This window comes from Nostoc sp. TCL240-02 (assembly GCF_013343235.1).
Classification (GTDB): Bacteria; Cyanobacteriota; Cyanobacteriia; order Cyanobacteriales; family Nostocaceae; genus Nostoc.
Genome location: NZ_CP040094.1, coordinates 153,967 through 178,226, shown reverse-complemented (window position 1 = coordinate 178,226; position 24,260 = coordinate 153,967). Strand labels below are relative to the sequence as shown.

General features: G+C 41.0%; 22 protein-coding genes, 1 tRNA gene and 3 pseudogenes. 17 read left to right on the top strand and 9 right to left on the bottom strand.

The genetic code is table 11. The features are described from left to right. The first annotated feature begins 78 nt into the window (after positions 1–78). The gene (secG, locus tag FBB35_RS00845) at positions 79–312 is read left to right on the top strand and encodes a preprotein translocase subunit SecG (RefSeq protein ID WP_012410686.1); all 234 of its coding nucleotides are present in this window, start codon (positions 79–81) and stop codon (positions 310–312) included. Between the two features lie 10 nt (positions 313–322). Beyond that, the gene (locus tag FBB35_RS00840) at positions 323–1,138 is read left to right on the top strand and encodes a peptidase (RefSeq protein WP_174708089.1); all 816 of its coding nucleotides are present in this window, start codon (positions 323–325) and stop codon (positions 1,136–1,138) included. A gap of 277 nt (positions 1,139–1,415) precedes the next feature. On the opposite strand, the gene FBB35_RS00835 is transcribed toward FBB35_RS00840, so the two are convergent. The 5 genes from FBB35_RS00835 to FBB35_RS00815 all read right to left on the bottom strand — a co-directional run bounded on the left by FBB35_RS00835 (position 1,416) and on the right by FBB35_RS00815 (position 7,725). Continuing rightward, positions 1,416–2,564 (bottom strand): glycosyltransferase family 4 protein, encoded by a 1,149-nt coding sequence (locus FBB35_RS00835; protein WP_174708088.1) that lies wholly within the window; start codon positions 2,562–2,564, stop codon positions 1,416–1,418. A gap of 353 nt (positions 2,565–2,917) precedes the next feature. Beyond that, a complete protein-coding gene (locus tag FBB35_RS00830; protein WP_174713487.1) occupies positions 2,918–4,558 on the bottom strand; it encodes an MFS transporter in 1,641 nt (546 codons plus the stop codon). Continuing rightward, positions 4,545–5,447 (bottom strand): DNA repair protein RecO, encoded by a 903-nt coding sequence (gene recO / locus FBB35_RS00825; RefSeq protein WP_174708087.1) that lies wholly within the window; start codon positions 5,445–5,447, stop codon positions 4,545–4,547. Before recO ends, FBB35_RS00830 begins: the two co-directional genes overlap by 14 nt. 253 nt (positions 5,448–5,700) lie before the next feature. Continuing rightward, positions 5,701–6,381 (bottom strand): deoxyribose-phosphate aldolase, encoded by a 681-nt coding sequence (gene deoC / locus FBB35_RS00820; protein WP_174708086.1) that lies wholly within the window; start codon positions 6,379–6,381, stop codon positions 5,701–5,703. A gap of 102 nt (positions 6,382–6,483) precedes the next feature. Next, positions 6,484–7,725 (bottom strand): DNA cytosine methyltransferase, encoded by a 1,242-nt coding sequence (locus FBB35_RS00815; protein WP_174708085.1) that lies wholly within the window; start codon positions 7,723–7,725, stop codon positions 6,484–6,486. Between the two features lie 282 nt (positions 7,726–8,007). On the opposite strand from FBB35_RS00815, the gene FBB35_RS00810 reads away from it, so the two are divergent. The 9 genes and pseudogenes from FBB35_RS00810 to FBB35_RS00770 all read left to right on the top strand — a co-directional run bounded on the left by FBB35_RS00810 (position 8,008) and on the right by FBB35_RS00770 (position 14,225). Further along, entirely contained in the window at positions 8,008–9,279 is a 1,272-nt protein-coding gene (locus FBB35_RS00810) for a glycosyltransferase family 4 protein (protein WP_174708084.1), read from the top strand. Between the two features lie 165 nt (positions 9,280–9,444). After that, positions 9,445–9,565: pseudogene (locus FBB35_RS00805) on the top strand (ATP-binding protein); the annotation flags it as partial. A gap of 61 nt (positions 9,566–9,626) precedes the next feature. Further along, positions 9,627–9,815, top strand: a pseudogene (locus FBB35_RS00800) (response regulator); the annotation flags it as partial. A gap of 93 nt (positions 9,816–9,908) precedes the next feature. Beyond that, positions 9,909–10,049, top strand: coding sequence for a HAMP domain-containing protein (locus FBB35_RS34095; protein WP_254625777.1), 141 nt, complete (start codon positions 9,909–9,911; stop codon positions 10,047–10,049). Positions 10,050–10,538: 489 nt separating this feature from the next. After that, on the top strand, positions 10,539–10,997 hold the full coding sequence (gene rsfS / locus FBB35_RS00790) for a ribosome silencing factor (protein WP_174708083.1): 459 nt from the start codon (positions 10,539–10,541) through the stop codon (positions 10,995–10,997). Then, positions 10,994–11,494 carry a CGLD27 family protein gene (locus tag FBB35_RS00785; RefSeq protein WP_174708082.1) on the top strand — a complete coding sequence of 167 codons (501 nt, stop codon included), beginning with the start codon at positions 10,994–10,996 and terminating at the stop codon, positions 11,492–11,494. Before rsfS ends, FBB35_RS00785 begins: the two co-directional genes overlap by 4 nt. Positions 11,495–11,588: 94 nt before the next feature. Continuing rightward, complete coding sequence (locus FBB35_RS00780) at positions 11,589–12,542, top strand: asparaginase (protein WP_174708081.1); 954 nt, start codon at positions 11,589–11,591, stop codon at positions 12,540–12,542. 46 nt (positions 12,543–12,588) lie between these two features. Then, positions 12,589–12,665: transfer RNA gene (locus FBB35_RS00775), tRNA-Met, on the top strand. A 102-nt stretch (positions 12,666–12,767) separates the two neighbouring features. Continuing rightward, a complete protein-coding gene (locus tag FBB35_RS00770) occupies positions 12,768–14,225 on the top strand; it encodes a YcjF family protein (RefSeq protein WP_174708080.1) in 1,458 nt (485 codons plus the stop codon). 120 nt (positions 14,226–14,345) lie between these two features. Here FBB35_RS00770 and FBB35_RS00765 read toward each other — a convergent pair whose 3' ends face one another. Further along, positions 14,346–15,395: a sugar transferase gene (locus FBB35_RS00765; protein ID WP_174708079.1), complete on the bottom strand. Its 1,050-nt coding sequence runs from the start codon at positions 15,393–15,395 to the stop codon at positions 14,346–14,348. A 198-nt stretch (positions 15,396–15,593) separates the two neighbouring features. On the opposite strand from FBB35_RS00765, the gene FBB35_RS00760 reads away from it, so the two are divergent. After that, complete coding sequence (locus tag FBB35_RS00760) at positions 15,594–16,391, top strand: 7-carboxy-7-deazaguanine synthase QueE (RefSeq protein ID WP_174708078.1); 798 nt, start codon at positions 15,594–15,596, stop codon at positions 16,389–16,391. A gap of 203 nt (positions 16,392–16,594) precedes the next feature. On the opposite strand, the gene FBB35_RS00755 is transcribed toward FBB35_RS00760, so the two are convergent. Both FBB35_RS00755 and FBB35_RS00750 read right to left on the bottom strand, forming a co-directional pair. After that, a complete protein-coding gene (locus FBB35_RS00755) occupies positions 16,595–17,239 on the bottom strand; it encodes a DUF3318 domain-containing protein (RefSeq protein WP_094342488.1) in 645 nt (214 codons plus the stop codon). Positions 17,240–17,316: 77 nt separating this feature from the next. Further along, positions 17,317–17,874 carry a hypothetical protein gene (locus FBB35_RS00750; RefSeq protein WP_114085028.1) on the bottom strand — a complete coding sequence of 186 codons (558 nt, stop codon included), beginning with the start codon at positions 17,872–17,874 and terminating at the stop codon, positions 17,317–17,319. A 551-nt stretch (positions 17,875–18,425) separates the two neighbouring features. Between FBB35_RS00750 and FBB35_RS00745 the strand changes: the two genes are divergently transcribed. The 5 genes and pseudogenes from FBB35_RS00745 to FBB35_RS00725 all read left to right on the top strand — a co-directional run bounded on the left by FBB35_RS00745 (position 18,426) and on the right by FBB35_RS00725 (position 23,014). Further along, positions 18,426–19,502, top strand: a complete 1,077-nt coding sequence (locus FBB35_RS00745; RefSeq protein ID WP_174708077.1) for an amino acid ABC transporter substrate-binding protein — start codon at positions 18,426–18,428, stop codon at positions 19,500–19,502. 56 nt (positions 19,503–19,558) lie between these two features. Further along, positions 19,559–20,485 carry an amino acid ABC transporter permease gene (locus tag FBB35_RS00740; protein ID WP_174708076.1) on the top strand — a complete coding sequence of 309 codons (927 nt, stop codon included), beginning with the start codon at positions 19,559–19,561 and terminating at the stop codon, positions 20,483–20,485. Between the two features lie 160 nt (positions 20,486–20,645). Next, positions 20,646–21,797, top strand: coding sequence for an amino acid ABC transporter permease (locus FBB35_RS00735; protein ID WP_174708075.1), 1,152 nt, complete (start codon positions 20,646–20,648; stop codon positions 21,795–21,797). A 54-nt stretch (positions 21,798–21,851) separates the two neighbouring features. Next, entirely contained in the window at positions 21,852–22,592 is a 741-nt protein-coding gene (locus FBB35_RS00730) for an amino acid ABC transporter ATP-binding protein (RefSeq protein ID WP_174708074.1), read from the top strand. Between the two features lie 90 nt (positions 22,593–22,682). Continuing rightward, positions 22,683–23,014: pseudogene (locus FBB35_RS00725) on the top strand (XisI protein). A 305-nt stretch (positions 23,015–23,319) separates the two neighbouring features. On the opposite strand, the gene FBB35_RS00720 reads toward FBB35_RS00725, so the two are convergent. Next, the gene (locus tag FBB35_RS00720; RefSeq protein ID WP_174708073.1) at positions 23,320–24,234 is read right to left on the bottom strand and encodes a nucleotidyl transferase AbiEii/AbiGii toxin family protein; all 915 of its coding nucleotides are present in this window, start codon (positions 24,232–24,234) and stop codon (positions 23,320–23,322) included. Positions 24,235–24,260: the final 26 nt, after the last annotated feature.

Here is a 24,260-nt window from a genome sequence, read left to right as displayed (position 1 = left end):
GGGAGTTTACTGAAAACTCCTAACTCCTGAATTCTGAATTCTGTTTTTTGACAAATTGTTATAAATGAGATTCCTACCATGACAGCTACTAATATCGTGCAAGGCATTTGGGCATTTTCCGCCACTGGTTTGATTATCTTAGTTTTACTACATAGCCCCAAAGGTGATGGTATTGGAGCCATTGGTGGACAAGCCCAGCTATTTAGCAGTACCAAAAGTGCAGAAAACACCTTAAATCGAATTACTTGGGCATTAACAGTAATTTTCCTCGGTTTAACAGTGGTTTTAAGTGCTGGTTGGCTGCCTAAATAAGGATAGGTCAATGGGGAAAAAAACCCAACACCAAATACTTAACATCCTAATAAATTTAATCTCACAACGGTTAATTACAGCTCTTGCCTTATTTATTGGCACAGGGCTGTTTATAGTTTGTATTAATCTTCATTCGAGTTATGGGTTTATAATAATACCAAAATATGTATATTCAGGCTCAGTAATCTCTCTCTCCACCTCACCCATCCCAAAACCCCATCCCTTACCGCCCACACTCGCACAGTGGCAAGATAGCACTAACAGTGGTGACTACTTTTCACAAGTCACAACAACCCAAGTTGGTTATTTAGTCTGGTCACAATTTCCCATTCGAGTTTACGTAGAACCACCAAAATCCGTTAACGAAAAACAAGCTCAAGTATGGGTTAATGGTGTCTTGCAGGGTGTAAAAGAATGGAGCAATTATTTGCCTTTGACAATAGTAGAACAGCCAGAAAGTGCTGATATTACCATTGTCCAAAAAGCGCCACCTCTACAAATTTTCCCTGGTAGCAATATACCTCGTGCGCGATCGGCACAAACTACTTACGAGTTATACACCAGCAACAAAGTTTTATCCCACCGCTTCACTATTTTGCTAAGTCCCAGTCAAACAAGTGAGTATCTGATTGCAGCTACCCGTCATGAATTCGGTCATGCACTGGGAATTTGGGGCCATAGTCCGCTACAAACTGATGCCCTATATTTTTCTCAAGTTCGTAACCCGTTGCCTATTTCTTCCAGAGATGTAAATACTCTAAAACGAGTTTATGAACAGCCAACTAGTTTGGGCTGGTCTTTAGGAGATAATTCTAAGATTAATTGATCAATCTGACTTGCGTGGTAAGAGAATTCTTAGTGAGGTCTCTGTATTCATAAGTCACATATTCTATGACTCGAATATTAGTCAATGCTGCCTCAATACTGTTCAGTTTAGGGCTACTGACAAAAATTTTGGGTTTTTGAGACGCGATAAATCGCCGTCTCTACAAGTGTTTTGGTCTTATCTGAACTGTATTGAATGCTGCCTAACATTCATGCCCGATCGCACTCATTGATTACCATCTTATAATTTACAGTGCGATCGCACTTCTTCCCCTTCCCTAAGCTCTACGACTTAGCGGTAGAGGTCGCTGTGCTAAAACTTCTTTATAAAGTTCTTCCAGCAGAGTAATATTTTTACTGAGGGTATAGCGGTCTAATACACGCTGTCTGGCTTTTTGCCCAAGTAAAGTTGTTAACTCTGGATGGTCTTGCAACACTGGCAAGAGAGTTTTTAACTGCGATCGCGCAGTTTTAGTACTAATAACTATACCTGCGCCCTTTTCTAATACTTCTCCATCTGCACCCACATCTGTTGCTAAACAAGCCAACCCACATGACATTCCCTCTAACAGAGATAGAGACAAACCCTCTACCAATGAAGGTAGAACAAATACATCTGCGCCCCGCAAAATTTCGATCCGTCGGTCTTCATCAGCAACAAATCCCAACCAGATAATGCCGTATTCTGAACCATAAAACGGCTCTAAGGAAGACTTTAAAGGGCCATCGCCAACAATTAGCAACTTCGTACCAGGCCCCATTGCCGACTGCTTCCAAGCGCGGAGTAGGGCTTCGACATTTTTCTCTGGGGCTATTCGACCTTGGTAAACAAACAAGCGATCGGCTTTAAATTCTGCTTTGATTTGAGAAAATCCTGGAGAATACTTAATAGTATCAACACCATTGGGAATTACAGCAATATTTTCTTCCCTTACACCCATCCCTGCCAATAATTCTCGCTGAATTTGGGAAAATACAATCACGCGATCGTAGTTAACTAAAAAAGGTGCATAAAGCTGATAAGCCAAAAGTTGTGTTCCCGATATCAGCTTTGCCCCCTTGCCAGCAAAGGGTGTGTGAAAAGTGGCAATTAGAGGCAATCTCAGTTCCTCACAGATTTCCGGTAGAAAAAAGTCTAGAGGAGATAATGTTAAAGAAGCATGGACTACATCTGGCTTTATTTCTCGCAGCGAATCGGTTAAAACTTTGGTTGCTTTAAAAGTAGGAATTGTATAAACCTGAGACTTGTAAATAAAAGGGAGCGAAACCTCTCGAAGATTTGGCCAATTATCAGGTTCAGACTCTTCCTGTGCGAAGTGAAGAAAGCTAACTTGATGTCCCCTATCTAGCAAAGCATTTGTAATTTCTCGACTGTAGGTGACATTGCCGCAAAAAGGTGATTTTTTTCCAATCCAGGCTATACGCATTCTTTATTTAGCTGTAAGAAAAGCGGGTTTGAGCTATTAATTGTGTACCCTTTGTGATTTTTATTTTATCTAGCTATACTTGCTGGCTTTTTATTTATTAAAAATTGCCACAACGTTAGAGTTTAAAAAGCATATTTGAAAGCTGATTAAACTCGTGGATTGATGGCTTTATTTATTTTACGTATAAGTTGTTAATTTATGATACTTAAACAACTTATTCTGACTAATGTCAGATTGATATCCCACAAGTATATGATAAATTTTCACTGACCACAGTTTAGCATGAACACAAAATCTTTAAGTAAATATTAATTACTTAAAGGTAATGAATAATAGCTCCTGTTAGCTGATAACTACTTGTGTGAGTTATACCACGTTAATATACCTCCTAAAAAGACGATCGCAGCTAATCCCAAAAAAACTACCTGTAATCCCAAAAAGGTTTCTGCTACTCCTGCTAAAGCTAAAGGTAAGGAAAGAGCAATATTAATTACATTATTTTGCAAACCAAATACTTTACCACGCATTTCTGGTGGTGTTTCTGTTTGGATTGCGGTTTGCATGGGAATTCCCACTAGAGCCCCAAAGATACCTAATAATGCCACCAGTAACAGGACTAGCCACAGTTGGGTTGTAAAAATTGATAGACCAATCAGGGATGCTGCCATACCCATACAACCACAAAGACTTAGTTGGGTATAGGAAAAGCGTTGACCAAATTGACCGAGAATTGTTGCTCCCGCAGCAATGCCAACACCACCAGCTGCTAGTAAAAAGCCAAATTGGGAAGCTTTCATATTAGGAATTATTTCTGCCATCCGAACAGCTAGAACAGTTAATGCTGCAAAGACAGAAAACAAGATAATTAACTGAAGCAAAGCATTACGGACGCTATGATTTGCTTTGAGGTAGGCAAAACCATCTCGCAAATCAGAGAATACGTGAGGGAATTCTGTATCAGGGTGGTGGTGTTTTTCCTTAGTTGCTAGGAGAAATAAAATTAGTCCAGCGATCGCATAACTACCACCTACTAAAAGTTCTTTGCCCAAACTACCGCTACCACCAATTTGCGACCAAAGTCCATCTGCGATCGCTAATAATGGTTCCCCAACAGCAAACCCAACAATCACCGATGCCATCATCGTTGTCGTATAAAGCGAATTAGCTGAGAGTAAATGCTGTTCTTCTACCACTAAGGGAATTGCCGCCTGTTCTGCCGGTGCAAAAAACTGTGTCAGTGTGGAAACTAGAAAAGTCACACCCAGGATGATCAAAAAACCTACTGGCATAACTCCTATGGGTTTCCAGCCATGAGTCAACCACAGCAGGAAGGGAATTGACAAAACCAGGATACCGCGCCAAATATTCGTTGCCACCAGCACAGCCTTTTTTGACCAACGATCAACAAAAACGCCAGCAACGGAACCAAATAATACGGCTGGAATCGTAAAAGCCATCATCAATACTGACACCCAACCACTAATACTCTGATTACTAGCCTGAAACTGAGTATTAATCAAAGCAATCATCAGCACCAAATAAACTTTATCTGCTAGTTGGGAGAAAACTTGACCGCCCCAAAGAGCGAGGAAATTAGGGTTTTTTAATACAGGCAAAAACCCCTGCTGTGTTACATTCCCGGAAACAGCTTCTCCACCTGAACCAGATCCATCTAATTTGGGTGATTCTGTTTCTGGGGTAGTAGCTACTGGCAAACTCTGCCCGTTGCTATTTGCCTCAGCAGTAGTTAATTTGTCCTCAGATTGTATTTCTGATTGGCTTGGAACATCACTTTTTGGGATCTGGGCTGTCCAACTTTGATCGTTTTTAGAAACGTCTTTTGGAGACATTTCTTGGCTATTGATTTGACTAGGTGTACACTTTGAAACTGCACTCAAGTGATTCTTGACGTTAGGATCTGCTATCCTATTCTGTTTTTTAACGAGGCTTGGTGACAAAGGCAGGATTTTTTTATCCAAATCAGATGGTTGCATCATGGTTGGCAGCAAAATAAGAATCGATCAAGGTAGCAGAGCGAATAGGGCGACCTAATTGATACTGAGCATACTGGCGCAAAATCTGCTCAACAGATAACCAGTTATGGTCTCTAGCACCATCAATTTGCATTATCTCTGGTTGTGACAGATGTTGAAGCAAAGCCAGTTCCATAGCACCCAGACGACTAGAAATCAAAGGTATTTCTTGCCGATGCACAACAACTGTTTGGGCGTGGGACACGGGTAATGGGATATGGGGAATGGGGTATTGGTTATTAATCTCCCCCTCTTTCTGTGTTCGTAAACGTTGCCAAGTTTCTAAGCAAATCGTTCCACCTGTAGGAACGCTAAATCCTATCTGCCAGTTGGGGTCTGTAAAGTCTGGCTTGAGGGAGCGCCCAGATAAGCAGCATACTTGCACTTGCGGCGTTACTCCTGCTAAGGCTAAAAGGTGAAACACCCCATGAGCCAGATGAGCCAAAACACCAGAAGCATTTGTACTAGACAATGCTTCTAACCGATGGAGATGTTCGTTAAACAACTCATAAAGTTCTTCTTGGGGTTGTTCGCTCAAAGCTTGAGAGAGGACTATTTCTGCTAAATATTGGCTAGCAGCCAATTTTCCCAAATCTTTAGCTAAACCAGGATAAGTTTTTAACGTCTGTGCTTGAGTAATTTTATCAAGCGATCGCCCTTTCGCGATCAATAGTTCATTCACAACAAACATCCCACTCCTGCCGCCCAAGCTGGAGTTGTGCTTTCGTGCCCCTGGAGCCACTGCTCGAATCAGACCGAATTCTGGTGTCAAAATGGTCACTATTTTATCTGATTCTCCCAGCACCTGAGTTTTAAGATTAATTCCGGTTGCTTTGTAGGTTCTACTCATTACTCATTAGTCATTAGCCAATCAATTTTGGATTTTGGATTTTAAATTAACGCCATACCTAAAAGTAGGGACTTACAAAAGGAATGCAAAGATTTTAGATTTTTCCATAGTTGAAACTAGCTGCTCTGAAACCAGGTTTAAATTTTGAATCCTTCGAATCCTTCAATCCAAAATCTAAAATTGGTCATTGGGTTAGGACAAAGGGCAAAGATGTGCCCGCAGTTTTTCGCAGGTTAGGAAGAGAAACAAATGACTATTCACCCTTCCCCAGATTATCGCGCTGGCGGATCAAATCGATACCGCGAGATGTGCCTAATCTGGTAGCACCCGCTACGATTAAGTCTAGGGCTTGATTGATAGTGTGGATACCACCTGAAGCTTTAATTCCTACTCTTTCTTTTGCCAATTCCTGCAAAAGCCTCACATCTGCCACTGTTGCGCCACCATTCCAACCTGTACTAGTTTTTAAGAAAGCTGCCCCCGCCTCCATAGCTATTTCAGCAGCTATTTTTTTCTCCGCATCTGTCAACAGATTAGTTTCCAAAATTACCTTGACAGTTTGCCCAGTCTCTTCACAAATTTCGGCAATTTCCCGGTGGATTTCTTCAGTTTTACCAGCTTTCAACCAGCCCAAGTTTATGACCACATCCAATTCAGTGGCTCCATTATCCGCCGCTTCTTGAGCTTCATAGAGTTTCACAGCTGAAGTGGTAGCACCAGAGGGAAAGCCAATTACCGTACAGACTTTCGGGTTTTTGCCGTAAAGGAGTTCGACAGCTTGTTTGACATAAGTGGGGTACAAGCAAACTGCCGCAAAATTGAATCTATATGCTTCTTCACACCACTGCTGAACCTGCTCTGGAGTAGCCGTTGGCGTTAACAGGGCGTGATCGATAAATGGCGCAATATCAATATCTGGATAGTCTGCTGCCATTGTGTCTTCTGCCAGTAATTGATTATTAAACTTTATAAAAAATTAAAACATTTCTTATATATTAAACCATATTTATTACGAATTTATTCTGAAAACAAGCTACTAACTTATTTTTGATGTTGGTTCTGTAAATGTTACGGAATTATTACAAGTGTTTAAGTTGACATTAGGCTTAGTAATATTAGAAATATTAACAGCATTTTTTACACCAATTTCTAAGAAGTTAGTAATAGTTTTAGCTAACGCATTGGATGCCAAATATGGTACGCCATTACCAATAGTCTTAAACATATTTGTCAGCGAGATATTCTCTGGAAGTACAAAATTTGCAGGTAAAGATTGGATAGCTAAAGCTTCCGCTACAGATATACGGCGGATTTTATAGGGATGCAAATGTACTTCATTATTTCCATAGCAAGCTGTCGGAGAGTAACGCCATCGGTGAAGACGCTTGAAAGACTTTTTAGAATCATCTCCTTCATCAATAACAGCAAATTTTGTGATACCTGCCCTTGGTTTAAAATAGTTTTCAGCATTGGGGTGCTTCAGCACATTATTTTTTTTAAACCAGTATTCAACTGTTAATTCTTGAGGGATGCTTTTAGGACAAAGCATAATGGAATTTTCTTGGAATGGATCGCACTTAAGCCAAGGGTAAGCAAAAACATTTTCTTGAGGATATAAAATATGATTTCTCCAAGGAAAAGTATTTTCAGTGAGTAACTTTTTACTACCAAATTTTATTCCTACATCCTTGATAAAATTATTTCGGAAACCAATAAGAATAATTCTTTCTCTATCCTGGGGTACACCATATTCGATAGCATTAATTAATCGCTCTGTTAAGATATAGCCTGCTTCTAGTAATTGTTGTTTAAGCGATTCAAAGAATAAACGGTGTTTTGCCGTTTTCCACAAACCCTTAACGTTCTCAAATAAAAAGAACTCTGGAAGATTGCGGCAAATTAATTCAACGTAAGAAGCGGAAAGCTTGCCATTATCTCCTAATCGTCCTCTATTTTTCCCGCCAATAGAAAAATCAGGACAGGGAGGACCACCAATGAAGCCCACAATATTATTAGATTTGCGGCAGTCTTGTACTAACTCCCGGAGGCGTTGTGCTTGTAAACCTTCGTGAAGTTGAGTTATATCTCCCGCAACTCCGTGATGATACCCGTATTCTGGCAATGGCAGATTGAGAATCTGCCGTGAATAGCGGTATGCTGCCATGAATGGTGAAAAAATTTCATTGACGTAGACAATATTAAAACCGCTAGTTTCAAAACCTAAATCTAGGAATCCCGAACCAGCAAAAAAGGAGAAAATACAAGGGCGCTCGCTCATTCAATAATATTGTTAAATAGTCTTAATTAATATCAAAATACCCAGGGTTTATACTTACGTACCAATCAAAAGTTAAAAATTTGAAGCCTACTTAAATAGTAAAAAAAATTCACACTTCCTCTAAGTATTTAATATCTAAGTTTACTCAATCTTTAAGAAAAATCCCTGACAGAAAAAGAGTCTGAAGTCACAATTAAATATAAGAGTTTCCAAGCTCTGAAAAATGTTGAAGAAAAATATTTATCATTCAACAAAAAACCGGGGTACTTCAGACTAACTTTTATGCGAATTTTAATTTACTCTTACAACTACTATCCAGAGCCAATTGGTATTGCCCCACTGATGACTGAATTAGCAGAGGGACTAGTGAAGCGTGGGCATCAAGTGCGCGTAGTCACTGCTATGCCCAACTACCCTGAGCGTCAAATTTACCATGAATATCGGGGCAAGTGGTATCTCAACGAATACAAAAATGGCGTTCAAATTCAACGCAGTTACGTTTGGATTCGTCCTCAACCCAACCTATTAGATCGGGTGTTACTAGATGCTAGTTTCGTTGTCACTAGTTTTGTACCTGCCCTCTTTGGTTGGCGACCAGACGTGATTCTCTCAACATCGCCATCTTTGCCAAGCTGTGTGCCAGTTGCTCTTTTAGGATGGTTACGTGCTTGTCCTGTGATCTTAAATTTACAAGATATATTACCAGAAGCAGCCGTTCACGTCGGTCTTCTGAAAAATAAATGGCTTATAAAATTATTCACAGTGTTGGAAAAATTTGCTTACCACACTGCCAGTAAGATTAGCGTCATTGCCGATGGTTTTGTGGACAATTTGCGATCTAAGGGCGTAAAAGCTGACAAAATTGTGCAAATTCCTAACTGGGTTGATGTAAATTTTATCCGCCCTTTGCCTCAAGAAAATAACCCTTTCCGCGAAACACATAACCTGAATGGCAAATTTTTAGTACTTTATTCTGGTAACATTGCCCTAACCCAAGGCTTAGAAAGCGTTGTTAAAGCTGCTTCTGTGTTGCGCCATATCCCAGATATTGTTTTTGTCATCGTTGGAGAGGCGAAAGGTTTACAGCGATTGCAACAGGAATGTCTAGACTGCGGTGCAGATAACGTTTTGCTCCTACCATTTCAACCCCGCAAATCTTTGCCACAAATGTTGGCAGCTGCCGATGTTGGTTTAGTAGTGCAAAAGAAAAATGTTGTATCCTTCAATATGCCATCAAAAATTCAAGTGCTACTTGCTAGTGGAGCGGCCTTAGTTGCCTCTGTACCTGAGAATGGTACAGCAGCAAGAGCCATCAGGCAAAGTGGCGGCGGAGTTATCGTTCCTCCAGAAGATTCCCAAGCTCTAGCGATGGAAATTTTAGATTTGTACCAAAACCCCGAAAAAGTCAAAACTCTGGGTTATAAAAGTCGCAAATATGCCGTTGAAAACTATGCTTTTGAACAAGCTTTAAATCAGTATGAGTCATTGTGTTACTCATTGATCGCAGAGCGTGGAACAATTCAGTCCAACAGAGTTACGAAACAAGAAGTTTAATCTACAGCAATGGGGTTAGATTGCACAAAGTGCTAAATCCAAAACCCCTACGATTTTGCTCCTGTTGGGCATAATTTTCGCACCCTGTTTATGGTGGGCTGTACTTAGAAGCTAAACGTTGTCCGAACCGTACTAACATAAGTATTGCGATTACTATCATTATGTTCTGGACTTGGGCTTTCTATCGTGCGAGCGATCGCAGAGGCTCACTTTGGACAAGTATTACTTCGTAGTCAGTTAGGAACAGGTTCGATATTTACCATTGTTTTATCCCTCGATTCCCTAAAAAATGAGTATCTATGCCCAGCATTCTCATCGTTGAAGATGAACCCCGGATTGCCTAATTTATTGAAAAAGAGTTGCGATCGCAAGGGTTCACAACAACAATTCTGACAGATGGGTTGTATATGCTAGATGTGATGCAAAGTGGAACCTTTGACTTGTTAATTCTGGATTTAGGGTTGCCTGGAAAAGACGGATTTCAAGTACTCGAAGAACTGCGCGGACAGGGAGAAGACATACCCGTGATTATCCTCTAAATATTATCTTAGGCAGCCTGTTAGTGTCGATCGCGATCGCCACACTATTAGCAATTTTCACTAGTCAGGCCATTGCCCGTCATATTCAAAGTGACCCATGTTGCTCAACAGGTTACAGAGAAATCTAATTTTGATTTACAAACACCCGTTAGAACTAATGATGAAGTTGGAATCTTGGCTAATTCGCTCAATAGTTTGATTTTGGAAGTTCAGCAACTTATCACAGTCTAAAATGATACTAACGAACAGCTAGAAGTATACAACCAGGTACTAGAAGAGAAAGTTCGCAAACGAACATGGGAGTTAAATGAGAAAAATCTCAGCTTAAAGATGGCATTAGAGGAATTGCAACTTACTCAAGTTCAATTTCGAGAAACTGAGGAATATGGCGATAAAAGCTGAAAAATAAATCTTTTGACCCGTAAATAGCCTAGATGTCACCCCAAATAGTCAATTAATCCCCAGTAGGGCAACACTATATTTCACCAGAAATCCTTGCTAAAAAGCTATTGGTTAATTTATCGCTACACAATAGCCATCCGCAACCGCTAATTGCTATTGTCGAAATCTAAGCAGTGAATTATCAAACTAGACCCCATAGGTTCCCGTTTTTTTGTTAGTATTCAAAAAAACCTATTGATACATTTTCAGATCAATTGTTTGTGATTTGTAAGTAAATGTAAACAATTGTTCCAAAAGAAAAAAAGCACCTGAGGTTTAATGACTGATTATTTCCAAGGAAATTTCCCATTACAATCCGTCCCACTGACGAAGAGTGTGGTTAAGAGCCACGCCCATACCGAGGAGGAAAGCGGAAAATTAGCTGCAACGATCGCAGAAGCTGCATCAGACCGCAAAGCGGGTGAGATTTTATTGCTCAAAGTAGCAGAGGTATCTTACCTAGCCGATTACTTTGTGATGATGACTGGCTATTCTAAAGTACAAGTAAGAGCGATCGCTCAAGCAATTGAAGGAAAAGTCGAAACTGAGTTGCAACGTCGTCCCATAAGGACAGAAGGAAAAGTTGAGGGGAGTTGGGTACTACAAGACTATGGTGATGTGATCGTTCACATCATGATGCCCAAAGAACGGGAGTTTTATAATTTAGAAGCGTTCTGGATTCATGCAGAACGTATTTCCCTTCCAGAATCTGATGAGGGTGAAGGTAAGCCAACATGATTAGGTCTTCGGTTTCAAATTGCCCAGTTCCCACAGACCAACAACCGCTTAATGAGTACGAAGAGTTAAAAACTTCCTGGCTGTTTCGTGATAGCACTTTAGATTTGCGCGAGTACATCACGAAAATTGCTTGGATTTGGGGTTTATCTTGGCTAATCGCAGCACCTATAGCCGCAGCAAGTTTTCCCCCCCACAAGTATATTGCACATTTTATTCTTTGTGGTGCAGCAACAGCTAGTGTTGGGGTAGTCCTGGCACTGGTAAGGTTGTACTTAGGCTGGTTCTACGTGTGTGATCGTCTTTGCAGTCCCACAGTATTTTATGAAGAGTCCGGCTGGTACGACGGCCAAACTTGGACGAAACCACAGGAAATCCTTAACCGCGATCGCTTAATTGTTGCATACGAAATCAAACCCATCCTGCGGCGGTTACAATTTACCTTTGCTAGCTTGGCGGGAATGTACGTTACTGGTACGATAGTTTGGCATTTGTTTTAAAGAGTCATTGGTCATTGGTCATTAGTCATTAGCTAAGGACTAATGACTAATGACCAATGATTAATTAATTAAAAAAGGTAATAAATATAAACCCATGACAATGGGAAAACGAACTCAAGCCACAGCACTGGAAGTCCGGTTGTTGCGGGAAGGTATTATTGAATCCAGGCATATAGTCCAGGCTGTTGTATGCGACGAACGCGGACGGGTTTTAACCGTTGCTGGCAATTCTGAAACTGCTGCATTTATCCGTTCAGCTCTCAAGCCATTTCAGGCACTCGCAGTCACCACTACAGGTACACTGGAACGGTATGACCTTAGCGATCGCGACTTAGCAATTATCACAAGTTCCCATAAAGGAAGCATAGATCAAGTCCGACAGGTATTTAACATCCTGTGGCGGGCTGATCTTGACCCAACTATACTCCAGTGTCCAATTCCTGAAGGTAAACACAGTCCTCTGGAATACAATTGCTCTGGAAAACATGCGGGAATGTTAGCCGTTTGTCAGCAACGCCGTTGGCCCTTAAATAACTACTTAGATCGCAAGCACCCAATACAGCAATTGATTTTGGGCAAAGTAGCAGAATTGCTGCGAATGCCAGCAGCAGAATTTATCAACGCTCATGATGACTGTGGCGCACCCACTTATGTAATGCAACTGGGTCACATGGCATCTTTATATGCGCTGTTAGCTTCTAGTACTAATCTGGATATGGAACGTATCGTCCGAGCTATGACTCATCACCCCGCGATGGTAGCAGGAGATGGAGAATTTGATACGGAACTGATGCGTTTAACTCCAGGGGAACTAGTCAGTAAAAGTGGTGCTGAAGGAGTTCAGTGCATTGGTAGACTTGGTGAAGGCTTGGGATTAGCAATCAAAGTCATGGATGGGGCAAAACGAGCCAAACATGCCGTTGCTATTCACCTACTTAAACAAATGGGTTGGATTAGTCCTAGCGCAGCCGAAAGCCTCTGTGAAAAGTTTGCCACCTTGGGAAAATACACGCGTTTAGAAGTAATTGGAGAATTATCGTTTTTGTAGTTGCCAAACTCTTGACTATAAGTTACTATAAATAAGTCGAGAGCAACGCGGGATAGAGCAGCCTGGTAGCTCGTCGGGCTCATAACCCGAAGGTCAGTGGTTCAAATCCACTTCCCGCCACCAAATAAGAAATAAAACATACCCTGTAATCATAAAAAATTACGGGGTTTTGTTTTATTTTGATCTATTCTGGAAGAAATAGCCATCTAAAAGGCGCAGAAAATCATGGTTGTGAAGTTGCAGCGACCAATCTTAGTAGGAGGATTGGGGCTTTCCTTTTCTCTGTGGATGTTACAAAGTTGGCACGATTCCATAGTGCAGGTGGGTGAGTTTGGTTTGTTGAGTGCCTTAGCTGTCGGTGGTGGTTTGTGGTTATTCCAAAAAAATCGCCCGAAAGACAGTTTAGAGCAGCTAAATGGTATGCTTGTGGATCGGGCGACTGTAGAAAGTGCGATCGCTAAAACTGAAACTGTAATTAACCAACTGGCACAAGAATCAGAAAACCATCCAGCATTAGAGACACTGCGAGAACAAGTTGCCCAATTGTTCTTTGAATTAGATAGACAAAAAATTCAAGTGGCTGTAACTGGTGGAAAATCCGTAGGTAAAAGCACCTTAATTCAAGTGTTAAAGCAGAATCTAGAGACACAAAACTGGGTGTCTTTGGAAGAAACAGCACCTTTATTTAGAGAAACGGGTGACAATTCAGATGCAACTGTTTTAGCAGAAATTGCAAAATCTGATTTTGTCCTGTTCCTAACAAACGGTGATTTGACAGACTCAGAATTTCAAACCTTACAGCAGCTAAAAGCAGCAAATCAGCCGACAATCCTGGTTTTCAACAAACAAGACCAGTATTTAGCCGATGAAAGCGCCAGCATCTTGCTGTCATTGAAACAGCGAATGCAGGGAAATGTAGTTGCAACAGCCGCCTCTCCCATTGCTATCAAAGTCCGAAAGCATGAAGCTGATGGTAATGTGCAAGAGTGGATGGAACAACCAGCAGCAGATATCCAGCAGTTGACGCAGCAGTTGGGTGAAGTTTTGGCACAGCAGGGACAACGGCTAGTTTGGGTGACAACCATGAGGAAAGCCGGATTGCTGAAAGCTGAAGCGAAAAACTGGCTGAATGGAACCAGACGCGATCGCGCCACCCCAATTATTGAACAATATCAATGGATAGCTGCGGCTGCTGCCTTTGCTAACCCAGTTCCAGCCCTTGATATTCTGGCGACTGCGGCAATTAATGCTCAGATGGTAATGGACTTGGGTAATATCTATCAGCAGAAATTTTCCCTAGAACAGGCACAAACTGTAGCTGGAACAATGGGAAGTTTAATGCTGAAACTGGGTTTAGTAGAACTTTCTACAAAGGCAATTAGTACTGTTCTTAAAAGTAATGCCGTTACCTTTGTTGCTGGTGGCGTAGTGCAGGGAGTAAGTGCAGCTTATCTGACTAGAGTTGCTGGGTTAAGTCTAATTGAATATTTCCAACAGCAGGAAATAGCAATAGATTCTGGGACTGGTTTGAATTTGGAAAACTTGCGGCAAAACTTACAAAAGGTATTTCAGCAAAATCAGCAGATTGGTTTTTTGCAGGGGTTTGTTAAGCAAGGCGTAAAGCGTTTGTTGCCAGAAGTACAACAAATTGAAGTAGTTGGTCTTGAGAAGGCGGCGGGATAATTTCACTTACTTGTGCTGTAAAAACCTTAAATACACCCAAGCCCATTATGGGCTTGGGTGTATTTAATAAATATTGCGAGAGTTGGGAATTACCAAAAAATTGTGAATAAGGGTAGTTAGCTAAACAGCGCCACTGTTTCTATTAAATAGAATAGCTATAGTTTTGAAAATTAGCTTTAAATCGTACACCAAACTCCAATTTTTTTGATACTGCAAATCTAAGCGAATTACATCTTCAAAACTGCGGACTGTAGACCTTCCATTGACTTGCCATTCGCCAGTCATACCAGGTTTTACATCTAAACGTTGCCACTCTGGTACTTCATAACGTTCGACTTCATCGGGTGTAGGTGGACGAGTACCGACTAAACTCATTTCTCCTTTGAGGACGTTCCAAAATTGCGGTAATTCATCAAGACTAGTTCGCCGTAAAAAGCGCCCTACCCTAGTAATTCTGGGATCATTCTCATTCTTGAAAAATGCACCTTGCACTTGGTTTTTAACTTGGGATTTCTTCGCTTCTGCATCCACACACATAGAGCGGAATTTCCAAATCTCAAACCGCTTTCCCATCCAACCACAACGGGTTTGACTAAAGAAAATGGGGCCAGGATCGTTAATTTGAATAGCGATCGCAATCGGAATAAACAAAACTCCTGTAATTAATAAACCAACTATAGATCCCACAATATCTAAGAAGCGTTTCATCCAAGATGCCACAGAAGGATGAGTAGTAGGTAACGGCTCTACTTTACGGGAAGTTGTTTTCCGATTATCAACTAAATCTTCTGGTTCTATTAGCAACCCATCGTCAACCGACTCTAAGGGAAAAACCTGATCCAATCCCGTGAGTTTTAAGACTCCCATTACTTGAGGTGTTACATTCCGCAGTGTTAATGTAACACCTTGAGTTTGGGCATATTTAAAATTACTCACCAATGCACCTAAACCACTACTATCCATAAAAGTAGTTTGGTGAAAGTCAATGATGATTTGTTTAGGATGTGAATTGGGCCCAATTAAGCTTTGGCAGGTTTGCTTAAAGCCTAAAGCCTCCAGCACGCTCAACCGTGCGGGCACCTGCATTATAGCCGTGTCGTTTAGGGAATTAACTGGAAAATCGACCTCTGTCGGTTGGCTAGTCATGAAGCTCTGCACTTTCGTTGCCATGTATAATGTAATCTGCCAAACATTATTTTGTCCTCCAAAATTACCTAACCGAATATTGGAATCAGTATTAATAAGGACTAATTTTTATTTACCGGGGCTGAGATTGAAGATCGCTAGCGACGATTCACAATAGAACAAGAAGCCAAGAAACATCCTTGCTGTTGTGTCGACGCAGCGCGATCGCGTTGCTCTCATCAAATGATTGCTAAAACTACGGTTACACCTACCGCACGCCTAGTTGAGGTCTTTTCTGCCATTCAAGGGGAAGGACTGAATGTAGGGACACGTCAAATATTTATTCGTTTTGCTTTGTGTGATTTGCGCTGCCACTTTTGTGATAGCGCCCACACTTGGAATGCACCTGCTACTTGTCGGATAGAGCGATCGCCTGGATTACGCGACTTTAAAATCCACTCTAACCCTGTTCCATTACCTATATTAATCGAATGGGTGGAACAGCAAAATCTACCTTGTCTACACGATAGCATTAGCTTAACTGGGGGTGAACCACTTCTTCATGCCCCATTTCTAACGCAGTTTCTACCCCAAGTGCGAGACATAACTGGTCTACCCATATACTTAGAAACTGGCGGACATCGCTCAGAACAACTAGCGATGATTCTTCCCTATTTAGACTCTGTGGGTATGGATTTCAAATTGCCCAGTGTTAGCGGCGAAAGCTATTGGCAAGAACATGCTAAATTTCTCCAATTATGTTATGACTCATATTTAAATGTTTTTGTCAAGATAATTGTGTCTCAAAACACAGATCCAGCCGAGTTGGAACGTTCAGCTTCGTTGGTGGCAGAGGTTAGTCCAGATATCTCAGTATTTTTACAACCTGTTACGCCTCTAGCAGTATCTGAACAATTCTCCCCAATACTTATGCTTGCGCCTACCGCCGATCAAGTTTTAACCTGGCAAGCTTTGATGAAGGGGTTTGTCAAGCACGTGCGTGTGATCCCTCAAACGCATAAAATGCTGAACCAACTGTAAAAGCTTCTGTAAAATTTGAGTTTGATAAAGATGTAGTCAAGAAAAAAGTAAGATTCTATGAAATAGGCATTGCTGCCGCTAATCAGCAAGGCAGCAGCCCCTTAGTAGACATTCCCAATCCAAGGCAGAATTAGGAGTGAGGAGTTTGAAGTTTAGATTTCACTCCTAATTGTACAGACGCGATTAATCGCGTCCCTCCTAAATTACAACCCGCCTTCATCTGGAGTTTTGGATTTAGCTTTTGCTTTATTTGCACTGCGCTTAAGGGCAGAGAGTCTTGCTTCGTATTTTGACCTTTGGCGCTTACTAGGAGTATTGTCAATCAGGGTTTTCAAGGCGCTACCGAGACTCTTATAGGCATTGGGTAGGCTATAACCAAAACGAGTTGCCAAAGCGATCGCTTTCTCATCAGCATTCAGCAATTCTCTTAGTTGCTTTTCCCCACTATTCTTTTGGTACAGTCGCCAGCCTGACACGCCACACAGCGACAAAGCTAACACCAGCAGCAATCCATCTTGTACCCACAATTCGCCGACAGCACCACCTAAACCAATGGCTAATGCTGCCATTTCCCAACCATCTTTAGGAATTGTGTCATTTTGAACGCGAGCAACTTCATGCCAGAACAACAGATTACGCTGATCCATTGCGAGGGCATCCCATTTCACCAGGTCAATTTGAATTTCTACCTGGTCTTTACCAATTTCTTCGCAACGAACCAGGGGTGGATTGACCTCAGTTGTGCCTTCAACCGTGACCCAGCTCTGTAATTCTGGCGGTAGTAAGCCTTTCAACCGCCGTAGTTCACTCATTTCCGCTTTAGCAGAGGAGGTTGCATAGGATGTCATAATATCCAGCCCCAGAAAATTTCAGTATATAGTGAGGGTATCACTTTGGAGTATAGCTATTTAAGTGATGATCCGTCTCACTCCTTGGGAAAACTTCCTCGCTTTTTCCGTGCCTCCATTGCCTTTTCTAGCAAATCTAGCAATCCTGGAGCTTCTTCTTGGATAGTGAGTAACAGTCTTTCGCCAAGTTCTATATTCCCCGGATCAAGACCCGTTGCCATCACTTCTTTGAGGCGAGGTATGGCTATGCCATCTACAATCTGAATTAACCCACTCAGACAACGGTGAAATTGCTTTTCTGTGAGAATTGAGTCTTCTAGAGGAAACTCAATAATGGCACGGATTTCACCATCGGATGGGTCATACTCCCATTGCAACATTTTGGTTTCCCAGGAAATGGCAAGCATCGTCTGTAGGATAACCCCCTTGTGAGGGTGGTCTTGAATTCCTGACAGAACTTGGGGGGCGAATACCCGAAAAAATTTTCCCTCTTCATCCAACTGGACAACTATCAGAAAATCTTCTAGGTTATCAGCTTCTACACCTGTTATTATCCGGTCTTCTTCATCATCAAAACGGTAGTCCCAACCAAGGTTGTCTAGATAGTTGGCAATCTGTTTGAGGTTAGCTCCCATAAAAGCCTCATAAGGAACGGTGGAGCAGTTGTTACCAGACCTAGTTTAACCTGCTAGGGGTAGTTCTTTAGGTTGGTGTGGCTACTTCCGATCGCATCAAAGTATGCAATTAGGGCATGGGGTATGGGGCATGAGGCATTGAAATAGGATAAACAGATTTTCATGCTGGGCTGTGAATAAGATTTCCTGGGGTTCTTTTGCTAATTCTTAAAGAAGCGCTAAATATATTTTTATAAATATTATCCATTAAAGAATATAAAACTAATGAACTGAAAATTTAATATTATTTTCCAGGTTTAATGTATGTATTTTTATATCAAGTATAGTAAGTGAAAAGTTGAAATAAAACTTGGAAATCTAAGCAAACTTTAGAGATTTATATTTAGCATTTAAGGTTTTTAAAAAACAAGTAAAAACTTAAAATCCGGTTTTTCAAAACGAATAAATTTAGCACAAAGGCTGGTAAAGTTTTATATTACAAGCAACAAATTGTTTTTATAGAATGATTGTAGTGAGCAATACATTTATGATTGTCGATATCAATGAAATTTATGCGTAAATCAGCTTTAATTTTAGCGATCGCACCTTTAGTTTTTGCGATCGCTGCTTGTAGTGGAGATTCACAAACAGCAAATACACCCAGCACTCCAGGCAGTAATGCATCTGCACCAGCAACTCGAAATCGCTGGGATAGTATTAAAAGCCGTGGTCAGTTAATTTGCGGTGTCAGTGGCGAAGTGCCAGGGTTTAGCTTTGTGGGGACTGATGGTAAGTATAGCGGCATTGATGTCGATGTCTGTCGTGCGATCGCCGCAGCTTTATTTGACAACCCAGATGCAGTAGAATTTCGCAATCTCAATTCCAAAGAGCGGTTTACAGCTTTGCAAACCGGAGAAGTGGACGTTCTCAGCCGCAACACTACCTGGACTCTTAGCCGCGATACCTCCGTAGGTCTAGAATTTGCACCCGTGGTCTTTTACGACGGACAAGCCATAATGGTTCGCAAAAGTAGCAACATTAAGTCCCTAGCAGACCTGAAGGATAAAGCAATCTGCGTTCAAACTGGCACGACTACCGAACAGAACTTAGCAGATCAAATGCGGAAAAGAGGCATCACTTACAAACCCGTTGTCTTTGAAGACGTTAACGTTACCTTTGCTACCTATGCCGAAGGTCGTTGCGACGGCATTACGGCTGACCGTTCAGCATTAGTTTCGCGGGGGACAATTCTACCGAAACCAGAAGATAACGTGATTCTCAATGAAGTAATTTCTTCAGAACCCCTTGCACCAGCAGTTGCCAAAGGAGATATTAGATGGGGAGATGCTGTTAAGTGGGTGGTTTATTCTCTGGTAAAAGCTGAAGAATTGGGTATTACTTCCCAAAATGTGGGTCAGTTTGCAACTAGTACCGATCCAGACATTAAGCGCTTTTTAGGAACAGAAGGCAACCTTGGCGAAGGACTCGGCTTAACAAACGACTTTGCAGCCAGAATAATTAAGCACGTCGGTAACTACGCCGAAGTTTACGATCGCAATCTCGGCCCCAAAACAAAACTCAATCTAGCTCGTGGTCAAAATCAACTCTGGAGCAAAGGCGGACTGCTTTATTCTCCGCCGTTCCGGTAGAAGGGGGCACACTTCGGCTCCGCTCAGTGAGCGGGGGACAGGGGGAGAAGTAAGAAATGACTAATTTAAAACCGTCTATATGGCGTGATGTTCGTTTTTGGCGGATTGCTTTACAACTCATTGCTGTATTTTTAGCAGCAGTTTTAGTAGTAATACTGTGGAGCAATCTCCAGCGCAATTTGCGGCAATTGGGTATTCCGTTTGGATTTGATTTTCTCAAGCAACAAGCATCTTTTGATATTGGCGAGACGCTGATTAGCTATAAACCCACTGACACCTATAGTCATGCTTTGTGGGTGGGGTTAATTAACTCCTTGCGGGTGGCGATCGCAGGAATTGTTTTGACAACTATTGTCGGGGTAGGTGCTGGTATTGCCCGACTTTCTGACAACTGGCTAGTGCGGAATATCGCAATGGTTTATGTAGAGATTTTCCGCAATACGCCTTTACTACTGCAATTGCTGTTTTGGTACTTTGCTGTATTTCTCAGTTTTCCGAAAACAGGAAATAAGATATCCCTTTGGGGCTTTGTTGGCATTAGTCAAAATGGTTTAGAACTTCCTTGGTTTACGCTATCACCAGAGTTTTCAGCTTTGCTGTTGGGATTAACTTTTTACACAGGTGCGTTTATTGCGGAAATTGTTCGAGGTGGGATTCAATCAGTACCAAAGGGACAATGGGAAGCAGCGCGATCGCTCGGGTTAAAACCAGGGTTAGTTATGCGGTTGGTGGTTTTTCCTCAAGCCTTGCGGGTAATAATTCCACCGTTGACGAGTCAATATCTGAATTTGACAAAAAATACCAGTTTAGCGATCGCGATCGGCTACCCCGATATTTATTTTGTCGCCTCCACTACCTTTAACCAAACTGGGAAAGCCGTAGAAGTGATATTACTGATTATGCTCACCTATCTCACCCTGAGTTTAATCATCTCTGTAGTCATGAATTTATTCAATCGCAGCGTACAAATTAAAGAGAGATGAGGGGAATGGGGAAGATAAAGGGGATAAGAAAGCAGTTGAACTCGGAAGTTGAGCCTTTGAACTCGGAAGTTGCACCTTTGGACTCGGAAGTTGCACCTTTGGACTCGGAAGTTGAGTTTCTGAGGTTGAAGTATGAGTCTTTACAAATGATAAATGACCAATGACAAATAACAAATTAACTTGGCTACGTAAAAACCTCTTCAGTACTTGGTACAACAGCTTGTTAACTGTTGTCTGTTTAGCGTTAATTTTTTGGATACTGCGAGGAATTCTAACTTGGGCAACTACTCAAGCACAATGGGCAGTAATTCAGGTTAACTTACGTTTATTTTTGGTTGGCAGATTTCCGCAAACGCTATATTGGCGAACTTGGATTGTGCTAGCGATCGCTTCAACTTTAGGCGCTGTAACTGCGGGTGTATTCTTTGGTAAGCAACAATTAACAAAGCTGAGAATTGCTTTGTTTGCTTTTATCATCGGCATTTTGTTAGTTGCTTTACCATTAGACTTTACATCTCGCCTCTGGTTACTGTTAATTGCAGCTTTACTATTTGTAGGTTTTTGGGTTGGAGGAAAGTTTACTAAGTTACTAACTCCTTGGCTTTCTCTATTATGGTTACTGTCTTTCCCCATTATTCTTTGGCTACTTGGCGGTGGATTTGGATTGCAATCTGTATCTACAAATTTGTGGAACGGTTTGCTACTTACCCTACTTATGGCAGCAATCAGTATTGTACTTTCCTTTCCCATTGGAGTTTTATTGGCTTTAGGACGCACAAGCAATTTACCAGTAGTCCGTTGGTTTTCTATCCTGTACATTGAAATCGTCAGAGGAGTACCACTGATTGGGATTTTGTTCCTCGCTCAAGTAATGCTGCCATTGTTTCTATCAGCAGATTTGCGTTTAGATCGGGTATTACGAGCAATTGCTGGATTGGTTTTATTTAGTGCTGCATACATGGCAGAAAACGTGCGCGGTGGACTCCAGTCAGTTCCTCGCGGTCAAATTGAAGCCTCGAAAGCGCTAGGATTAAACACAGCCTTGGTGGTTTTGTTAATTGTCTTACCTCAAGCTTTACGTACCGTTATTCCTGCGATCGTTGGTCAGTTTATCGGCTTATTTAAAGACACTTCTCTCTTATCATTGGTGGGATTGGTGGAACTTACAGGTATTGCGCGTTCCATATTGGCACAACCACAATTTATTGGTCGATATGCAGAAGTTTATCTATTTATTGGATTTATTTATTGGGTCTTTTGTTATTCCATGTCGTTAGCTTCTCGTCGGTTAGAGAGACAGTTAAATAATTAGTCATTGGACATTAGTCATTATAAAAATAATATCCATTATCGAATTTAAAATATTATGTCAGAGATACAATCAATCATTGTTGCCGAAGATGTTCACAAGTGGTATGGAAAATTCCACGTTCTTCAGGGTGTGAGCTTGACAGTCAAGCGTGGAGAAGTTGTAGTGTTGATGGGGCCATCTGGTTCAGGTAAATCTACCTTTATCCGCACATTTAACGCTTTAGAAGAATACCAAAAAGGAAGGATTGAAATCGACGGCATTACCCTCAGCCATGACTTGCGAAATATTGAAACCATTCGCAAAGAAGTAGGAATGGTATTTCAGCAATTTAATTTATTCCCTCATCTCACGGTATTGCAAAATATCTCTTTAGCACCAATTTGGGTACGGCGATCGCCAAAGGCAAAAGCTGAAGAATTGGCGATGCAACTATTAGAAAAAGTAGGAATTTTAGAACAGGCGCAGAAATATCCAGGACAGTTATCTGGTGGACAACAGCAACGAGTTGCGATCGCACGTGCTTTAGCTATGCAACCTAAAATCATGCTATTTGACGAACCCACCTCAGCCTTAGATCCAGAAATGGTACGAGAAGTTTTGGATGTAATGCGAAACCTCGCCCGTGATGGGATGACAATGGTAGTTGTCACCCACGAAGTAGGATTTGCGCGTGAAGTCGCCGATCGAGTTATCTTAATGGATAGCGGTTCCCTCGTCGAGTCAGCCACCCCTGACGCATTTTTCAGCCACCCCAAAGAAGAAAGAACACGCAAGTTTTTGTCACAAATTCTCTAAAACCTCTGTGCTACTCTGCGCCCCTTTGCATTTCAATTTTATAATATTGAACAGGAGGCGAATGCCTACAGCAGACTTAGTGAACGCACAATGGCAAAGCTAGAGGAATATCGACAATATATTAAGAATTTGCTTCAACAACACGCTAGTACTGTTTGGGATAATCGTATTCAAGCACAAACAATTTTTGATACAGAACACGATCATTATCAATTAGTTATGTAGTTTGACACGAGCAAGACCGCATATATTGGCCTGTTCTGCATCTAGATATTATTAGCGGTAAAATCTGGATTCAGCAAGATGGAACAGAGGTAGGAATTGCTAATGAATTGGTTGAATTAGGTGTCCCAAAAGAAGATATTTTTTTAGGTTTTCAGTTGCCATCTGTGCGTAAATATACAAACTTTGCTATTAATTAAGGGCTGGTTTCAAGCCCCGTTCAACAGCCAATTTTAAGACTTTTGACAATAATTTCAGCCATTTTTTACCAAATTGCTTTTACTTATGATTGTATCTGCGATCGGTCTGCATCTTCTGGTTAGAAAGAGCGATCGCGATTAGACAGAATAGAACTCAAATTGGGAATACTGGGTAGAGCGCAGCTATTTACTGCATAGAGGCTTAGTTACTGCAAAAGGTTTCTTAGGCTTTAAAAGAATTCAATCAACCATATCAATAATAAAATTTCGCTTGTTTTGTAGTGATAATTGCATTTTAAATTACTTTAATTCATAGATTCAAAGTCAACAAGAAGCAAATTTATTCCATCCATTATTATTGGAAATTTTTCTTCAGGTATGTTTAACTCATGAAAACATTTATCTCTATATTTTCTTTTTTCAATAAAGTTAGTGATAGCTTTAACTAATGGCTTTTTTACTTTGTAGCTTTCTTCAGCTTTAGCAATTGCACGTGCGGGTATTTCGTTATTTACACGCAATATTGCTAAGTCAATCAAATCTCTAGATTGTGTACTTGAATCGTTCCATCGGTCAGCATTAGCCATTAGTTTTGATATAAATCTATCGCTTATACTCAGACAAGGAATTTTTGTCCATTCTGGATAAACAGGAGGGTCTAAAGTAAAAATCCCATTGGCTACAATTTCTACTTTAATAGTTGTTTCATTGACTATAACAAGGAAACGAATACCATATTGATTTATTGTACTGTCACCTAATTCGATATCTGTTGTACTTTGAAAGAATGCCACAATTCCTTCATCGTAAATCAAATCTCTTAAATACCTATAATTTTCCGTTCCATAAGGGAAGAGGAAATCAATATCTTTACTAAGCCTGTATTCATCATATTCTAACGCCAAGAGAGTACCACCGCCAAAGTATGCAGAAGCTTTTTTGAAAACTTCTGGATTGAAAGCATTAAGGATTTTAAGTATATTATTATGATGATCGAGATGAAACATTTCAAAATCCGGTAATATCCAGGAGTTATATTTTTTTGCTAAATAATGAACAAAATCCTTTTCTTCTTGTTTTAAATTATTGAAGGTAGTTTGATGATGCCAATTGCGTTGATACAATTGAACAATTTCTTTCTCGCTCATTTGATATACATTTTTTAGCTGCCAACCAATAGACTCTAGAAATGGTAGCTTTTGTGGATTGAGCTTAAGCATAATTAACTCTAATGGTTAAATTTTAT

What these genes read in the sequence shown, in the direction of transcription:
- secG (WP_012410686.1), top strand. Translation starts at nt 79, where the DNA reads ATGACAGCTACTAATATCGTGCAAGGCATTTGGGCATTTTCCGCCACT.
- FBB35_RS00840 (WP_174708089.1), top strand. Translation starts at nt 323, where the DNA reads ATGGGGAAAAAAACCCAACACCAAATACTTAACATCCTAATAAATTTA.
- FBB35_RS00835 (WP_174708088.1), bottom strand. Translation starts at nt 2,564, where the DNA reads ATGCGTATAGCCTGGATTGGAAAAAAATCACCTTTTTGCGGCAATGTC.
- FBB35_RS00830 (WP_174713487.1), bottom strand. Translation starts at nt 4,558, where the DNA reads ATGCAACCATCTGATTTGGATAAAAAAATCCTGCCTTTGTCACCAAGC.
- recO (WP_174708087.1), bottom strand. Translation starts at nt 5,447, where the DNA reads ATGAGTAGAACCTACAAAGCAACCGGAATTAATCTTAAAACTCAGGTG.
- deoC (WP_174708086.1), bottom strand. Translation starts at nt 6,381, where the DNA reads ATGGCAGCAGACTATCCAGATATTGATATTGCGCCATTTATCGATCAC.
- FBB35_RS00815 (WP_174708085.1), bottom strand. Translation starts at nt 7,725, where the DNA reads ATGAGCGAGCGCCCTTGTATTTTCTCCTTTTTTGCTGGTTCGGGATTC.
- FBB35_RS00810 (WP_174708084.1), top strand. Translation starts at nt 8,008, where the DNA reads ATGCGAATTTTAATTTACTCTTACAACTACTATCCAGAGCCAATTGGT.
- rsfS (WP_174708083.1), top strand. Translation starts at nt 10,539, where the DNA reads ATGACTGATTATTTCCAAGGAAATTTCCCATTACAATCCGTCCCACTG.
- FBB35_RS00785 (WP_174708082.1), top strand. Translation starts at nt 10,994, where the DNA reads ATGATTAGGTCTTCGGTTTCAAATTGCCCAGTTCCCACAGACCAACAA.
- FBB35_RS00780 (WP_174708081.1), top strand. Translation starts at nt 11,589, where the DNA reads ATGACAATGGGAAAACGAACTCAAGCCACAGCACTGGAAGTCCGGTTG.
- FBB35_RS00770 (WP_174708080.1), top strand. Translation starts at nt 12,768, where the DNA reads ATGGTTGTGAAGTTGCAGCGACCAATCTTAGTAGGAGGATTGGGGCTT.
- FBB35_RS00765 (WP_174708079.1), bottom strand. Translation starts at nt 15,395, where the DNA reads ATGGCAACGAAAGTGCAGAGCTTCATGACTAGCCAACCGACAGAGGTC.
- FBB35_RS00760 (WP_174708078.1), top strand. Translation starts at nt 15,594, where the DNA reads ATGATTGCTAAAACTACGGTTACACCTACCGCACGCCTAGTTGAGGTC.
- FBB35_RS00755 (WP_094342488.1), bottom strand. Translation starts at nt 17,239, where the DNA reads ATGACATCCTATGCAACCTCCTCTGCTAAAGCGGAAATGAGTGAACTA.
- FBB35_RS00750 (WP_114085028.1), bottom strand. Translation starts at nt 17,874, where the DNA reads ATGGGAGCTAACCTCAAACAGATTGCCAACTATCTAGACAACCTTGGT.
- FBB35_RS00745 (WP_174708077.1), top strand. Translation starts at nt 18,426, where the DNA reads ATGCGTAAATCAGCTTTAATTTTAGCGATCGCACCTTTAGTTTTTGCG.
- FBB35_RS00740 (WP_174708076.1), top strand. Translation starts at nt 19,559, where the DNA reads ATGACTAATTTAAAACCGTCTATATGGCGTGATGTTCGTTTTTGGCGG.
- FBB35_RS00735 (WP_174708075.1), top strand. Translation starts at nt 20,646, where the DNA reads ATGACAAATAACAAATTAACTTGGCTACGTAAAAACCTCTTCAGTACT.
- FBB35_RS00730 (WP_174708074.1), top strand. Translation starts at nt 21,852, where the DNA reads ATGTCAGAGATACAATCAATCATTGTTGCCGAAGATGTTCACAAGTGG.
- FBB35_RS00720 (WP_174708073.1), bottom strand. Translation starts at nt 24,234, where the DNA reads ATGCTTAAGCTCAATCCACAAAAGCTACCATTTCTAGAGTCTATTGGT.